15 protein-coding genes are annotated in these 14855 nt (G+C 74.4%); 9 read left to right on the plus strand and 6 right to left on the minus strand.

All coding sequences use genetic code 11. The features are described 5' to 3' along the window. Positions 1–108: 108 nt before the first annotated feature. Positions 109–981: a trypsin-like serine protease gene (locus ACWCPN_RS12710; protein ID WP_451204772.1), complete on the minus strand. Its 873-nt coding sequence runs from the start codon at positions 979–981 to the stop codon at positions 109–111. A gap of 261 nt (positions 982–1242) precedes the next feature. Here ACWCPN_RS12710 and ACWCPN_RS12715 point away from each other — a divergent pair, with 261 nt between their 5' ends. Then, positions 1243–2052 carry a hypothetical protein gene (locus tag ACWCPN_RS12715; RefSeq protein ID WP_451204774.1) on the plus strand — a complete coding sequence of 270 codons (810 nt, stop codon included), beginning with the start codon at positions 1243–1245 and terminating at the stop codon, positions 2050–2052. 19 nt (positions 2053–2071) lie between these two features. Here ACWCPN_RS12715 and ACWCPN_RS12720 read toward each other — a convergent pair whose 3' ends face one another. After that, a complete protein-coding gene (locus ACWCPN_RS12720; protein ID WP_451204776.1) occupies positions 2072–4138 on the minus strand; it encodes a discoidin domain-containing protein in 2067 nt (688 codons plus the stop codon). Positions 4139–4324: 186 nt separating this feature from the next. On the opposite strand from ACWCPN_RS12720, the gene ACWCPN_RS12725 reads away from it, so the two are divergent. Further along, positions 4325–5455 carry a sulfite oxidase gene (locus ACWCPN_RS12725; RefSeq protein ID WP_451204778.1) on the plus strand — a complete coding sequence of 377 codons (1131 nt, stop codon included), beginning with the start codon at positions 4325–4327 and terminating at the stop codon, positions 5453–5455. Between the two features lie 274 nt (positions 5456–5729). On the opposite strand, the gene ACWCPN_RS12730 is transcribed toward ACWCPN_RS12725, so the two are convergent. Next, a complete protein-coding gene (locus ACWCPN_RS12730) occupies positions 5730–6620 on the minus strand; it encodes a DMT family transporter (protein WP_451204780.1) in 891 nt (296 codons plus the stop codon). A gap of 398 nt (positions 6621–7018) precedes the next feature. On the opposite strand from ACWCPN_RS12730, the gene ACWCPN_RS12735 reads away from it, so the two are divergent. Together ACWCPN_RS12735 and ACWCPN_RS12740 are read left to right on the plus strand one after the other, a co-directional pair. Continuing rightward, positions 7019–7825 (plus strand): SDR family NAD(P)-dependent oxidoreductase, encoded by an 807-nt coding sequence (locus tag ACWCPN_RS12735; RefSeq protein WP_451204782.1) that lies wholly within the window; start codon positions 7019–7021, stop codon positions 7823–7825. 66 nt (positions 7826–7891) lie between these two features. Next, a complete protein-coding gene (locus ACWCPN_RS12740) occupies positions 7892–8686 on the plus strand; it encodes a polysaccharide deacetylase family protein (RefSeq protein ID WP_451204784.1) in 795 nt (264 codons plus the stop codon). 21 nt (positions 8687–8707) lie between these two features. On the opposite strand, the gene ACWCPN_RS12745 is transcribed toward ACWCPN_RS12740, so the two are convergent. Further along, the gene (locus ACWCPN_RS12745; protein WP_451204786.1) at positions 8708–9787 is read right to left on the minus strand and encodes an MGDG synthase family glycosyltransferase; all 1080 of its coding nucleotides are present in this window, start codon (positions 9785–9787) and stop codon (positions 8708–8710) included. 355 nt (positions 9788–10142) lie between these two features. Between ACWCPN_RS12745 and ACWCPN_RS12750 the strand changes: the two genes are divergently transcribed. The 3 genes from ACWCPN_RS12750 to ACWCPN_RS12760 all read left to right on the plus strand — a co-directional run bounded on the left by ACWCPN_RS12750 (position 10143) and on the right by ACWCPN_RS12760 (position 13219). Beyond that, the gene (locus ACWCPN_RS12750; RefSeq protein WP_451204788.1) at positions 10143–11054 is read left to right on the plus strand and encodes a DMT family transporter; all 912 of its coding nucleotides are present in this window, start codon (positions 10143–10145) and stop codon (positions 11052–11054) included. A 252-nt stretch (positions 11055–11306) separates the two neighbouring features. After that, positions 11307–11696: a hypothetical protein gene (locus ACWCPN_RS12755; protein ID WP_451204790.1), complete on the plus strand. Its 390-nt coding sequence runs from the start codon at positions 11307–11309 to the stop codon at positions 11694–11696. 155 nt (positions 11697–11851) lie between these two features. Further along, entirely contained in the window at positions 11852–13219 is a 1368-nt protein-coding gene (locus ACWCPN_RS12760; RefSeq protein ID WP_451204792.1) for an alkaline phosphatase PhoX, read from the plus strand. A gap of 85 nt (positions 13220–13304) precedes the next feature. Here ACWCPN_RS12760 and ACWCPN_RS12765 read toward each other — a convergent pair whose 3' ends face one another. Further along, on the minus strand, positions 13305–13478 hold the full coding sequence (locus ACWCPN_RS12765) for a hypothetical protein (RefSeq protein ID WP_451204794.1): 174 nt from the start codon (positions 13476–13478) through the stop codon (positions 13305–13307). 82 nt (positions 13479–13560) lie between these two features. Beyond that, positions 13561–13917 (minus strand): PRC-barrel domain-containing protein, encoded by a 357-nt coding sequence (locus ACWCPN_RS12770; RefSeq protein WP_451205277.1) that lies wholly within the window; start codon positions 13915–13917, stop codon positions 13561–13563. Between the two features lie 111 nt (positions 13918–14028). Between ACWCPN_RS12770 and ACWCPN_RS12775 the strand changes: the two genes are divergently transcribed. Together ACWCPN_RS12775 and ACWCPN_RS12780 are read left to right on the plus strand one after the other, a co-directional pair. Continuing rightward, positions 14029–14430 carry a PPOX class F420-dependent oxidoreductase gene (locus ACWCPN_RS12775; RefSeq protein ID WP_199213197.1) on the plus strand — a complete coding sequence of 134 codons (402 nt, stop codon included), beginning with the start codon at positions 14029–14031 and terminating at the stop codon, positions 14428–14430. A 96-nt stretch (positions 14431–14526) separates the two neighbouring features. Then, entirely contained in the window at positions 14527–14850 is a 324-nt protein-coding gene (locus ACWCPN_RS12780) for a hypothetical protein (RefSeq protein WP_451204796.1), read from the plus strand. Positions 14851–14855: the final 5 nt, after the last annotated feature.

Genomic DNA, 14855 nt, shown 5'->3' on the forward strand with positions numbered 1-14855 from the left:
AGCGCCGTCCGGGTTCCACCCCGGACGGCGCTCCGTCGAAGACGGGGCAGTGCCGCGGCCGGCCCGCGAGTCGTGGTGCGGCCGGCCGGCGGCGGCGTCGTGCGGTTGTTACGGGAGTTTCACGAACGGGGACAGGAACGCCCGGGCTCCGGGTGTGTCGAGGCGGTAGGTGACGTTCGTGGCGTAGCACGGGGTGTCGCCGGTGATGGTCGTGGAGGTGAGGACCCTCTTGCCGCCGAGCAACGCGAAGTTGGGGCCGCCGGAGTCGCCGTAGCAGGCACCGCCGTTGCCCTGGGGTGCCGTCATGGCGAGGCGGACCCATGCCGTGTTGAGGGCGTTGAAGCCCACGGGGGCCTTCATGCGGACCCCGCCGCCCGGGTGCGTCTGGCCGCCCGGGCCCCGCGCCGCCTCCTGGGTGCCGTACCCGGCGACGACCCAGTCGGTGGAGTCCAGCTCCTTCGACGTGAGGGTGCCCAGCTGGTTCGCGGCCGGCAGGGTGGCCGGGGTGAACGACCAGCGGGACGCGACCTTCGCGGCGGGCAGTTCGATCACCGCGATGTCGTGCGTGTCGGAGGCTGGGCCCGGATAGTCGGGGTGCGTGTGCGCGGTGCCCTCCACCGCGACGGCGTTCGCCTGGGCGGCCGGGTCGCCGGGGTAGCGCTTCGCGGCGGCGTCGAGCCCGGACTGGACGTCCTGGTCGAGGGAGACGTAGAACCTGACGCCGGCCGGCCAGTCGCTGGTGCAGTGCGCGGCGGTCAGGAAGGTGCCGGCGTCGACCATGGTGCCGGAGCACACCCAGTCGGCGCGGTCCGGGGTCGCCGGATCGCCGTCGTCGTCCCAGGTGGCCACGAGGGCGCCCACTTCGGTGCGTTCGGGCGCGGGAGTGGCGTTGTACGAGTTGATCGCGGAGGACGGCAGCGCGGCGGCGAGGACGAGGGCGCAGGTGGCCGCGGTGACGGCGGTGGCGCGGATGGCGGTCAAGAAGAACCCCTTCACTGGGTGTGTGGGACAGGTGTTCTCCTGTGGGGAGGTAGGGAGCATTGAAGTGGCTGGGGCGGCTCTCCACAAGACGGCGCCGCGTGAACCGAGCGCCGGCCACCGGACCGCCCGTGGTTCGTTGCCGAGGTCCGGCAGGCCCGCCGGGGTGTCGCTGCCGGTGCCGGGCCTGGGCGGTCCCGGGCCGGCGTGATCGAGTACGCGCACGGAACGTCGCGGGGCGGGTGGGCGAGGAGGCAGGGCGGGGTGGGGGAGCACGACGGGCTGCGGGGTGTGATGTGGCTGCTGATCGCCGTGGTGGCGCTCGGCGGGGGAGTGGCGACGGCCTGTGGGATGCGGGGGGCGCTGGAGCGGGAGCGCGCGTACCGGGCCGCGCCGGCGTGTGCCTCCGTGCCGGTGAAGCCGTCGGGCTGCGTGTGGCGGCAGGATTTCACCGTCCGCACGGCCGACCTGCACCGCGGGAAGCGCGGTGAGTCGCCCGAGGCCCGGTTGGCGCTGCCCTCCGGCAGGCCGTGGCGGGTGACGTTCCGGCAGGCCGAGCCCGTGGCGTCCGAGCTGGAACCGGGCGACGAGGTCGTCGGGCTGATCTGGCACGGCCGTGTCGTCGAGGTGCGGGACGCCGAGGGGCGGCGGCAGCAGACGTCCGACGGGCCGGTGGGGTGGCCCGAGGACCGGCTCGGTGGCACTCTGGCCTGCGGCTCGTTCGGCGTGACGGCGCTCGTCGGGGCGGTGTGGTCCCTGCTCGCCCGGGGCGACCGGCGGCACGCCCGCGCGGCCGCCGTGGTGCGGTGGCACGGTGCCGGCATGGCCGTCACCGCCGTCCTGGCGCTCTGGGCGCAGTCGGCCAACGACTGGCCGATGTGGGCGGTCCCGGCGCTCTGGGGGCCGCTCGCCCTGTTCCTCCTCGCCTCCATGGTGGCTTTCGCCATGGCGGCCCTGCGCGGCGACCTGGACGACGAGGCCCCGGCCGCCCCGCCGTCCACCGGTCCGGCTCCGCCGCCTGCGCCGGAGGGTGTGCCGGGCGGGACGGCGGGGTCGGGGAGCGGCCGCTCCTGAGCGGCCGGTGACGCCGGTGTCAGCCGCTGTGGACGCCGACCTCGTACAGCGAGTAGCCCCACTGGGTCCCGCGTCCGGTGCCCGTGACGCGGACCCAGCGGGCCGGTGCGGGGGTGAAGCGCGCGGTGTCCAGACCGCCGTCGCCGGTGGTGGTCGACCAGGCGGTCCGCCAGTTCTCCCCGTCCGTCGAGAGCTCGATCCGGTACGAACTGCCGTACGCCCGCTCCCAGTCGAGCGTGACCCGTCCGACCAGATGGGTCGAGCCCAGGTCGATCCGCAGCCACTGGCCGTCGCTCCAGTCACTGGCCCACCGGGTGTCCCGCCGGCCGTCCACCGCCCGGCCGGGAGCGTAGCTGGTGAACGGGTTCCACTCGGAGGAACTGGCCGTGGCCGGCGCCCCGTCGGCGAGGTCGACGGACGCCTGGTGCCGTTCGGCCGCGCCCCAGGTGCCGAGGTAGGACTCGGCTCCGCGGAAGAGGTCGTTCACCGTGTCCTGGCCGCCCACCCGCCGGATGTCCTCGATCCAGTCCGGCACCATGCCGTAGTGCGCGGCCCCGTCGGTGTTGAGGTCCCAGGTGCGCTCACCGGTGGTCTGACGGTCGATCAGTGAGCCGCCGTCGACGCTGCGGAAGGGGTAGACGACCTTGTCGGGTGCGTCCGCGCCCCGGGGTCCCGGCCAGCCGCCGACGCCGTTCATGTCCGTGCCGTAGCCGTAGCCGACGCCGTACTTCTCCCGCAGCGCCTTGGTGCGGTTCGCCTCGGCGACGAACCCTTGCGAGCCGTTCATGTACTGGGCGACGAACCCGCCGAGGCCGTAGACCCGTTCGGTCCAGTTCATGTCCATCCAGCTGTGCGAGGAGATCACGCCGGGATAGGAGTCGGCCTCCAGGATGTCGAGCGCGCGGCCCACGGCCTTGACGCTCATGTGGTCGATCTCCAGCATCATCTTGCGCTTCATCATGCCGCGCACGGCGTACTCGCCGAGACCGGTGAGTCCGCGGACGTTGCACTGCGCGTCCGCGTCGTACGCGGGGACGCTCACGCCGGCGGGAAGCTTCGCCTCGGCTCCCGGCGCGGCCGCCGAGCCGATGGGGTTGTCGTGCTGCGGGCCCGCGCACTTCTCGGTCTTCCAGAAGGTGCCGGTCGACAGGAACTGCCCCACGTTGATGGCCGTTCCCAGTCCGCCGGAGTCGAAGCGGACCCCGCACAGCGCGTTGTCGAACTTGTGGCAGAGGAACATGCTGCGCACGCCGAGCGCGTACAGCTCGTCCAACCCTGCGTCGATGTCGTGCCGGTCGCACTGCGGGACGTCCAGGATCTGCTTGCAGCCGAACGGCTCGGAGGTCTCCACGCCCAGCACGACCGCGAGTTTGCCCTGCTCGATGACCTCGCGGGCCTGCGCGCTGTCGGTGACGATGCGGAACCAGCCCTTGCCGGGGCCGCCGTACATCCGGTCGACGTAGGACTGGAGGTCGTACGTCAGCTTCGCCTGCAGCCGGATCGAGGTCATCTCGTCGCAGCCGCGGTCCTTGAAGAAGTAGACCGAGCAGATCACGCCGTTGGTGACCAGGTCGTTGACGAGCACGCGCTGACCGCCGCGCCAGGCGCGCTCCACCCACGCGTAGTAGTTCTGCTGGTGGGTCAGCGAGTCGTGCGCGGGCCAGTCCTTGAACGTCGGCCAGCCGACCGGGTCGTGCCTTCCGTCGCCGCCCTTGGTGATGAAGTCGAAGACGGCGAGCGAGCCGTCGGGGTAGTGCTCGGGGCAGTCCTTGAGCGCGTCGGCGATCCCGGCCTCGGAGAACACCTTGCCGCAGATGAGACGGCCGCCGAAGGCCTCGTTGGCGAACAGGTGGTCGTGGGCGTCGGCGAACCCCCGCACCCGGCCCTGGGCGTCGGTGCCCTTGAACGGCTCGCCGGTGACGTCGATCCGCGCGTCCGGTGCGGGCCGTGCCACGGGTGTCCACCAGTCGTTCCCGGCCGCCGCCGAACTCGGCGTCGGGCTCAGGACGACGGCCAGCACCAGGAGCAGCGCCGCGAGGACGCCCGCCTCCTTGCGGTGGCGGTACGGGCTTCTGCGTACGGTCACGGCCCACGTCCCTCGGTCGGCGGGATGGCGCGGTGTCGTCCAGGCAGGGTTGTCATGTACGACACAATCTGCCCCGAGGATCGCCACTGCCGCCCGGGACGTCAAGACGCCGGCCGCACCCCGCGAGCGCGGGCCGCGCCGATCCAGCCGGTGCGCGAGCGCGGGGCGAGGCGAATAATCGACGGCATGGGGCGTCGACTCACCGACGTGAGCGCTCCTGCCCGGCTGGCCGCCGCGGGCGAGGGCCTCGGGCAGGACGAACTGGCGCTGGCCGCCCGCAACCACGGCCTGCCGCTGGAGGCCCTGCGCTACGACCTGACCCCGCCGGGCCTGCACTACGTCCTCACCCACTACGACATCCCTGACGTACCGGACGACGCGGCCTGGCGGCTGACGCTCGACGGGCGGGTGCGGCGCGCCCTCACCCTCTCGGCCGCGGACCTGCGCGCCTTCCCCGCCGTCACCACGCGCGTGACCCTGGAGTGCGCCGGAAACGGCAGAGCCCTGCTGTCGCCGAGACCGGTGAGCCAGCCCTGGCTGCTGGAAGCGGTGGGCACGGCGGACTGGACGGGGGTACCGCTGCGCCTCCTGCTGGCCGAGGCCGGTGTCGCCCCCGACGCCGTCGACGTCGTCTTCACCGGCGCCGACCACGGAGTGGAACGCGGTGTCGAACAGGACTACGAGCGCGCCCTCCCGCTCGGCGTCGCCACCGGCACGGAGCCCGAGGTCCTGGTGGCCTACGCCATGAACGGCGCGCCCCTGCCGCCGCAGCACGGCAGACCCCTGCGCCTGGTGGTGCCCGGCTGGTACGGCATGGCCCAGGTGAAGTGGCTGCGCGCCATCACCGTCGCCGACCGGCCCTTCACCGGCTTCCAGCAGTCCGTCGCCTACCGGATCAGGCAGGAGCCGGACGAGGCGGGAGCGGCCGTCACGCGCATCGCTCCCCGGGCGCTGCTGATCCCGCCCGGCTTCCCCGACTTCATGTCCCGCACGCGGGTCGTCGCACCGGGCTCCGTCCGCATCGAGGGACGGGCCTGGTCCGGGCGCGCCCCGGTGACGGCGGTGGAGGTCAGCACGGACGGCGGCGCGAGCCACCACCCGGCCGATCTCGAACCGGACCACGGACACCGCTGGGCGTGGCGCCGGTGGAGTCACGAATGGACCGCCGATCCCGGCGACCACGTACTGAGCGCCCGCGCCCACGACGCGGCCGGGAACACCCAGCCGCTGGAACAGTCCTGGAACCGGGGCGGCTTCGCCAACAACCTCGTCCAGCGGGTACCGGTGTTCTGCACGGACCCACGCGACACCGTGTGACGGTCCTTGGACCGTGGCGTCGCGTTCCCACGGGGCGTCAGGGAGGGTATCCGGCCGCGGGCCGACCGGGGGAGGAGACCGGAGCGATGACCGTCACCTCCTTCCCGCCGCACGAGCACGCGCTGCACGCCCGCGCGCGGTCGGCGGACGGGGAACCTGCGCCCCGCTCCGTTCGGCACCGCCCGGCGCCGTCCGCGCGGCACCCCCCGTGCTTTCGTCCACGCCCTGCTGCTGGAGAGCGCCGCCCGGCCCGCCGCTCGCACCCCGCAGTCGGTCAGTGCCGGTGGATCAGATGGTGCGGTGGCGGCTCGGGGCGGCGTTCGCCACTCGGCATGACCGGATGCCGGCCGAGTACGAAGACCCCCGTGAGCGCCGCCACCACGCCGGCCGCCTGCCAGGCCAGCGCGCCCGGTGTCGTGCGCAGTTCGTCGTTGAGGAAGCCGATGCCGCAGGCGATGCCGCTCAGCGGCTCGGCGGCGCTCAGCGCCGGCAGGGACAGCCGCAGCGGCCCGGCCTCGAAGGCGCTCTGGACGAGCAGCAGCCCCACCACCGCGAGCGCCACCACGCCCCAGGGCTCCCAGGAGGCCAGCAGTCCGGTGAGCCCCTCGGCGCCGAAGATGCCGCCGCAGACCCGGGTGAGCGCGTCCTGCAGGCCGTACAGCGTGCCGGCCGCCGCGGCGAGCAGAGGCGGCCGGTGCAGCAGCCGCAGCCGCTGGGAGATGACCACGAGGATGCCGGCGACCCCCAGCACGCAGCCGATCACCACCCAGTGCCGCAGGGCGCCGACCTCGCCCTGGCCTTCGTGCGGGCGTCCCGCCAGCACGAAGGCCGCGACCCCGCCGCTGAGGGCGAGCGCCCCCAGCCACCCCGACCAGCCCAGCGGCTGGTCGCCCATCCACCGGGCCAGCGCCATCGCGAAGAGCAGGTTCATGGTGAGCAACGGCTCCACCTGGGCGAGGCTGCCCTGCGTAAGCGCCAGCGCGCCGAGCACCTGGCCGACCACCATGCAGCCGATGCCCGCCAGCCACAGCGGCACCCGCATCAGGTCCAGCAGCAGCCGGAAGGACAGCATCAGGGACAGCGGTTCGCGTTCGGCCGCGTGCTGCTGCAGCACGAAGCCGAAGCCCAGCAGACACGCGGCGGGAAGGCCGAAGAGGTACACCACGGCGGGCCATCCTCCCGTCCCGGCCGGGCGAAGGCTCCGGACGGCGGGACCCCGGCCGGGACCGTCCCGGAAAGAACACCCGCATGGCTCATCGCCGTGCCGTTCGCGCGCCGCCGTCCGGCGCCCCGGAGCGCCGGACGGCCGGTAAGCGGTCAGCTCACCGGTTTCGGCGCGGCGGGCCCCCGGCGTTGCGGTGCCCGAGCGGCTCCCGTGCCCGCGGGGCCGGGGCCGCCGCACGTTTGAAAGCCGTGAGGTCCGGCTATCCCTCGATGGTCGCCGGCACGGACGGGCGCACGGCGCACGGACGCACGGGGACGGGCGGGGCGGAGAGAGTGCGCTCATGAGCGGCCGGCGGTCCCCGAGGCCGCCCCGGGGACCACCACTCGAGGAGGTTCAGCTTGGGACGCGCGACGGCGGATCCGTACCCCGCCCCGTCCACCCTCCTGCCGGGCACCGTGCCCACGACGGGCGTGGCGCTCGTGACGGGCGCGTCCTCCGGGATCGGCGCGGCGGTCGCGCGGGCCCTGGCGGGGGAGCGGTGGACGCTGCTGCTGTCCGGGCGCGACCGGGCCCGGCTGGACGCGGTGGCGCGCGAGACGGCGGGCGTCGCGATCCCCTGCGACCTGGCCGGCGCGGACGGCGCCCGGCAGCTCGCCGAACGGGCCCTGAGCCGGGCACCGGGCGTCGATCTCCTCGTCACCGCGGCCGGAGTGGGCTGGGCCGGACCGTTCACCTCGATGCCCGGCGGCGAGGTGGACCGGGTGCTCACCGTCGACCTGGCCTCGGTGATGCACCTGGTCCGCCAGGTGCTGCCGCACATGGTGGCGCGCGGCCGGGGCCGGCTGGTGCTCATCGGCTCCGTCGCGGGATGCGTCGGGGTGCGCGAGGAAGCGGTGTACTCCGCGGCCAAGGCGGGCCTCGGCGCCTTCGCCGACGCGCTGCGATACGAGCTGAACGGCACCGGCGTCGGGGTGACCCACGTCGTACCGGGCGTGGTGAACACCCCCTTCTTCGCCAGGAGAGGGGTTCCCTACTCCCGCCGCCGCCCGCGTCCGGTCCCGCCCGAGCGGGTGGCCGCGGCGGTGGTCGAGGCGGTACGCGGCGGACGCCACGAGGTGTTCGTGCCCGGCTGGCTCCGCATCCCGGTCGCGCTGCGCGGCCTGGCACCCACGCCGTATCGCCGCCTGGCGGCCCGGTTCGGCTGACGACCGGACCGGGACCCGTCCCGCCCGGCGACCGAGGGACCGCAGCGGACATGAAGGGAGACGCGCATGCGGAGCTCTGCCCACCGCGGCCGGCTGCTCACCGCGGCCGTCGCCACCGCGCCCCTGCTGGCCGCCGCCGCCCACATCGTCCCGGCCGCCTCCTGGCTGCCCGGACCGCGCCGCGCCTGGCTGCCGGCCCTCGCCGGCGCCGGGCGTGCCGACCACGTGGCGCTGACCTTCGACGACGGCCCTGATCCCCGCTCCACGCCCGCCTTCCTCAACGCGCTGGACCGGCTGGCGGTCCGCGCCACGTTCTTCGTGCTGGGCGAGCGGGTGCCGGCCCACGGGCGGCTGACCCGGGAGATCGTCCGGCGCGGCCACGAACTCGCGGTGCACGGCTGGACGCACGACCGCCCCTGGCGGCCCGCACCGGTCAGGGAGACCCGGCGGCTGGCCCGGGCCGCGGACGCCGTGGCGGAGGTCTCCGGCACGAGCCCCGTCTGGTACCGGCCCCCGTACGGCATTCTGACCGGCGACCGGCTGCTGGCCGCGCGCCGTACCGGGCTGCGCCCGGTCCTGTGGACCGCCTGGGGCCGCGACTGGACGGCCGATGCCACCGCGGCCTCCGTGCTGGCGACCGTCCTGCCGGATCTCGGGGGTGGCGGCACGGTGCTGCTGCACGACACCGACCGGCACGCGGCACCCGACTGCTGGCGGGCGGCGCTGGGCGCGCTGCCTGGGCTGGTCGCTGCCTGCCGCGAGGCGGGTCTGACCGTCGGACCGCTGGGCGAACACGGCGTCGCGCGTCCGGCACCACCGGCACCACCGGCACCCCCGGGCCGCACGGCCCGCGACGGTTGACCCGGGTCACGTCCCCTGGCCTCAGGAGCAGAGACGTTCCAGCGGGCTCACGACGTCGCCCCGGACCAGGCCGCGGGCGGCCGCGTCGCGGCGGCCGGATCCCGGGCCGCCCGAGGTGAGACGGTCCAGGGACTGCACGAGCTGCCACGGGTCGGCGGCGTGCTCGGTCAGGCCGAGCGCCGCCATGCGGTGCACCCCCTCGGCGCCGTGACCGGGGATCGGACGGTACCCGACGACCGGCACCCCGACGGCCAGCGCTTCCAGCGACGTCTGCCCCGCCGCGTTGTCGACCACCGCCGCGCACGCCGAGAGCAGACCCGGCATGTCGTCCACCCATGCCGGCGCGAGCGTTCCCGGCACCTTCGACACCACGCGGCGCAGGCGCTCGTTCCGCCCGCACAGGACGACCGGCAGATAGCCCGCCCCGGCCAGCAGCCGGGCCGTCGCGCCGAGCCGGCTGCCCGCCCCCCACGCGCCCGCCGACAGCAGGACGGGCGGGCCTGCGCCACCCGCCGTGAGCCGCCGGCGCCAGGACGCCTCACCCGCGGGGTGCGGCCGGAAGCGGTCCGCCAGCAGCGGACCGCAGGCGGTGGCGGGGCGCCCCAGCCGGTGCTCCACCTCCCGGGCGATCCGCGGGGTGAGACACAGGTGCAGGTCGTTGCCCCGGTGCAGCCACTGCCGGTGCACGGCGAAGTCGGTGATGACCACCGCGCTGGGCACCGCCAGCCGCCCCCGGGCCCGCATCCCGCCGGTGAGCTGGGCGGCGAGGTGGAAGACCGACACGACCGCGTCGGCGCGCTCGTGCGCCACCTCCGCCCGCAGCCGGTCGCCGGCGAGCGCGGCGAGCGGCGCGCTGCCCGGCCGCGGCCCCGTGCCGCCCCTGAAGAAGGCGGCGTAGATGCCCCCGTAGAGGGCGGGGACGTGCCGGATCGTCGCGCGGTAGAAGCCGCGCAGCCCTGCCCCGACACGGGCGGGCAACAGCTCCAGCACGTCCCGGTGCACGGCCTCGTGCCCGCCGGCGCGCAGCCGCCGGGCCAGCTCCCGGGCCACCGCGTCGTGGCCCGACCCCATGCTCGCGCTGACCACCAGCAGCCGGCTCACGGCAGACGCCGCACCGGCGTGACGGCGGTGGTCCGTCCGGCCGAGCGGACCCCCGGGACGGAGCGGTGGGCCGGCGGGTACGGGCACGGCCGGGGGCACGTGTGCGGCATGGTCACCTCGAAGGAACTGGGAACTGGGAACTGGGACTGAAGACTGGGATCTGGGACGACGGGTGTCCGTGACACCGGCCGCCGACAGGCGGTGACCGGTTCCCACCCTTCGCGTACGGCCGGTATGACCAGGTTTATCACCGTGTACGGCGGATACGTCTTTGTTCGCTTTGGCTATCTTTGTCCGCCTACCGAGCGTGCGGTGGCCGCCCGCCGGGATCATCCCGCGAACGACAGGCAGTCGCATGAACGTGCTCACCGTCATCACGGCGCTGCTGTCCGCGCTGTCCAACGGGGCGGCGTCGGTCCTGCAGCGGCGGGCCGCGGTCGAGCCCGACGCGGTCTCCGGTCACGGCGTCCGCGCGGCGACGGCCCGCCTGGCGGGACTGCTGCGGCGCCCCTTCTGGTGGGCGGGAGCACTGGCCATGGCGGCATCCGCGGTCTTCCAGGTGATCGCCCTGGACTCCGGGCAGCTCTCGCTGGTCCAGCCCCTGCTGGCCACCGAACTGCTGTTCACCCTCCTCATCGGCGCGGTCGTGTTCCGCCGCCGCCCCTCGGCCGGCACCTGGCGCTCCTTCGTGATGCTGGCCGGCGGCCTGGCGCTCTTCCTGCTCAGCGCCTCCCCGGCACCCGGCGGCGACCGCGCCTCCGACTGGCACTGGCTCGCCGTCGGCGGCGGGCTGACCTGCTGTGTCGCCGTCCTCCTGACGGCCGCCCGGCGCATGCGCGGGCCCCTGCAGGCCGCCACCCTCGGCACCGCGACCGCCGCCTGCTTCGCGGTCACGGCAGCGCTGATCAAGGAGGTGACCGGCCGGTTCCCCGAGGGCGTGACCGGGGTCCTGACCACCTGGCACACCTATGCGGCCGCTCTCACCGGTCTGCTGAGCGTCCTGCTCCTGCAGTGGGCGCTGCGGGCCGGCACGCTGGCCGCCTCCCAGCCGGCCCTGACCCTTGGCGACGCGCTGATCAGCGTCATCCTCGGCGGACTGCTCTTCGGGGAGAGCATCGCCCTCGGGTGGCGGGTGCTGCCCGAGATCGCCGGGGTCCTCCTCATGGCGCTGGGCATCATCGGTCTGACCCGGTCGCCGGTGATGTCCGCCGGACGGAGCTGGGACGCGGCGCAGCCGGAGCCCACGCGGGCCCGACGGGACGCCTGACCCGCGCGGCGGCACCCGGGCGCCGGCGGGAGGGTCCCCCGGCCGGACCGGGGGAGTGGACGCCGCGCGGGCCGGGACTTTCGGGGCCCGGACGGTGGGCGCGGGGCCGTGTTCCAAGAGCCGGGCCGGTGCGGGACGCGGTCGGCGCACGGGCGATTGTCAGTGCCGTCTGATTAATTCCGGTGCAGCGAGATCGATATGGCCCGAAGCGGGTAATCGGTCGTCAGTTCCTGCGGTTGGAGGCCGTTCTTGATGCAGATGCTCCCGCGTCACCAGAGGTCCCAGGGTGCCCGGCTCGGTCGTGGCGCCGCCGATCTCCTGCGCATCATCGCGGACCCGGGCACCACGGTCTTCCTGACGGTCCACGAGGGGGGACGCCGACGGTACGCCTACTGGCAGCCGTTCGACCCGTCCACGGGCAGGGGCGCCGGATACGTGGCCCTGCCCGTGGACGAGTGCGACGCGCTGCACGCGGCCGGCCGCATCGTCCTCGGTGACCCGCTCGTCGACCCCGGCAAGGTCACGTATCGCGTCAGATCCGCCCCCGCTCGGTCCGCCCGGGGCAGCGCCGTCCGGGAGAGCGCCGTCCGGCAAAGCGCCGTCCGGGGGAGCGCCGTCCGCTCGGTGGCCCGGGCCGCCTGAGCCGTTCGCGGGCCCACCGGGCCGCCGCCGTGGCGCCGATCGCGTCCTCCCCGGCGGTGTGACACGGGCGACAGGCGTGGTTCCCGAGGCCCGCACCAGGTGATAGACACAGCGGCGTCACAGTTCCTGTCCGCCAGCAGGAAGGTTGCTGCCGCATGTCCGCAACACGCCGTCAGGTCCTGGCCCGGGCAAGTGCGGTGGGGGCGGGTATCGCCTTCACCGGGGCCCTGTCCGAACTCTTCGCCGGCACCGCCTTCGCGCGGAGTCCGGGCGACACCGGCTACGGTCCGCTCGTGCCCGACCCCAACGGTCTGCTCGACCTGCCGAAAGGTTTCCGCTACACCGTGCTCTCCCGCGAGGGGGACCAGCTCCGCTCGGGAGAGGGCCCGGTGCCCTCCAACCACGACGGGATGGCCGCCTTCGCCGGCCGAGGAAGCCGTACGCACCTCGTCCGCAACCACGAGAACCGGGTCACCGCCAGGATCCCGGTCCCGACGGTCGCCGGTCTCACCTATGACCCGGCGGGCAAGGGCGGCTGTACGGCCCTGACGCTCGACGCGGGACGGCGCGTGCTGTCCGAGCGGGTCGCCATCGCCGGCACGGCCGTCAACTGCGCCGGTGGCCGCACTCCTTGGGGCACCTGGCTGACCTGTGAGGAGACCGAGGACCGGGCCGGTACCAACGGGTACACCAAGGACCACGGCTTCATCTTCGAGGTCCACCCCACCGACCCGCACCGCACCGGCGCCGTCCCGCTGACCGCGATGGGCCGCTTCCAGCACGAGGCGATCGCCGTGGACCCGCGCCACGGCGTCGTCTACGAGACCGAGGACGCCTTCGACCGGCCCTTCGGCCTCTTCTACCGGTTCCTGCCCCAGAAGCCACTGGGCGGCGTCGGTTCGCTCCGGGCGGGAGGCCGGCTCCAGGCGATGCGCGTGCCCGGCGTACCCGATCTGTCGACGATCCAGGAGACCGGAGCGCACTTCGACGGCGTCGAATGGGTCGACGTGCCCGATCCGTCGGCCGCGGCCACCCCCACCCGGCTGCAGGACTACGGTCCCCGCGGCATCACCCACGCGCAGAAGCTGGAGGGCTGCTACTGGGGCGGAAGTTGTGTGTACTTCGTGTCGTCCTTCGCCCGCAGCGCGGACGGCTCGGCGGCCGACCACTACGGGCAGATCTGGCGCTACGACCCGGCGCGCCGCCGGCTGACCCTGGTCGTCGTGTTCGGCCCGGACACCGATGTGCAACTGCCCGGCGAGTCCCCGGACAACATCTGCCTGGCCGCCGACGGCGGCCTGATGGTCTGTGAGGACGGCAACGGCGCGCAGCACGTGTTCGGCGTGACGCGCGGCGGGGAGGTGTACGCGATGGCCCGGGGCCGGCAGAACATCGGGACGGACCAGGAGCCCGAGTGGGGCGAGTTCGCCGGCGTCACCTTCGCGCCCGACGGCCGCACGATGTACGTCAACTGCTACACCCCCGGCACCACCTTCGCGGTGACCGGGCCGTGGCGCCGGTAGGAGCCGTACGGCCTCCGCGTCATGGCGGGTCGGGGCACCGGCCCCGCCATGACGCGGAGGCCGGGACGCCCGGCCGCGGGCGCCGCTACCGCGCGGCGCGGTGCCGCCGGCCGCCGCGGCGCAGGCGCACGGCGCCGTACCCGAGGTCGGCGAGCAGTACGACGGCCCCGATGACCAGCAGGTAGAACAGGCCGTGGGCGGCGAACCCGATGATGCCCAGGACGAGGGCCACGAGGATCAGGAGCAGAAACAGACTCATCGGCTCTCCAGGTGGCCTCGGCCGCTCGGCGGCGGACGGTTCGACGGTGGCGGCTGTGCCGCGGTGGTTCGGAGGCGGGTCCTCAGCGGCGCCCGAGGCGGCGTTCGCCACCGGCGCCCGGCGCGTAGTCGAGTTCGTAGTGCGCGAAGACGGCCGGCTCGTGCGACGCAGGCAGCTCTCCGTCGGTGTCGATGGCGGGAGCCTTCTTCACCGCGTCCTTCGCGAAGGCGACCCGCAGATACCCCGGACCGACGGTCGCGCCGGTGAGCGGCACGAACGCCAGCCGGCGGCGGGTGGGGAGCCCCACGGTCACCGTGGCGAAGAACGGCTTGTCGGTGGCGGTGTCGACGTAGACCGACTCCAGGGCGCCGATCCGGCGCCCGCCGGGGTCGACCACGTCGTGCCCCCGCCACTCACGGATGTCTCCCGCCTCGAACATCATGAACCTCCACAGAGCTGGTACCCGGGTCGGGGCGCCTGATGTCCTCGCGTCACCCGGTCCGACGTTACGTTTGTCCCAGCAGCCGCCGAACGACCCTGGAGAGCACCGGTGCCCGTACCCCTCGGTGAGGACGTGGTGGCGCTGCTGCGCCGCCCCAGCACCTGCTACATCGCCACGACGATGCCCGACGGCTCGCCCCAGCTCACCCAGACCTGGGTCGACACGGACGGCGAGCACGTACTGATCAACAGCGTGGAGTCGCACCAGAAGACCCGGAACATCGCCCGTGACCCACGGGTGGCCGTCGCGGTGTCCGACCCCGCGGAGCCGTCCTCCTACGTCCAGATCCGCGGCCGGGTGGTCCGGGTGACCACCGAGGGCGCCGTCGACCACATCGAGGCGCTCTCGCGGAAGTATCTCGGTGGCCCCTACCCGTGGTTCGGCGGGCGGGACCAGGTCCGGGTGATCTACGTGATCCGGCCGGAACGCGTCAGCGGTCCACGCGGCTGAGCCGGGGCGCCCGGACCGACGGCTGCGAACCGGCTCCGTCCCTGGTCAACGGCCGTCCGGGGGCCGACGGGGCCGACTGCGGGCAGAATCGACGGTGTGGACGCGCAGCAGTCACAGGAGAAGACGCCCGACGGACACTTCGTCGTCATCGGCGGGCGGCGCTGGCGTGCGACCGACCCGTCGCTGCCCGAGGAGGCCGCCGCCCGCCTCCGAAGCCATCTCATGGCGGCTCGCCGCGCGGTACGGTCCGCGACCTCCGCGGGCGACCCGGGTGCCGAGCGGACGGCACGCGCACGCGTGCACCGCGCGAAGGTCGCGCTGGGCGAACGCGGCACACCCTGGTGGGAGCAGTCCGGGGACGAACGCCGCCGCCGCTGGCGGGACGGGCTCGCCCGGCTCGACGAGGACGGCCCCCGTTGACCCGC

This window comes from Streptomyces sp. NPDC002386 (assembly GCF_053593175.1).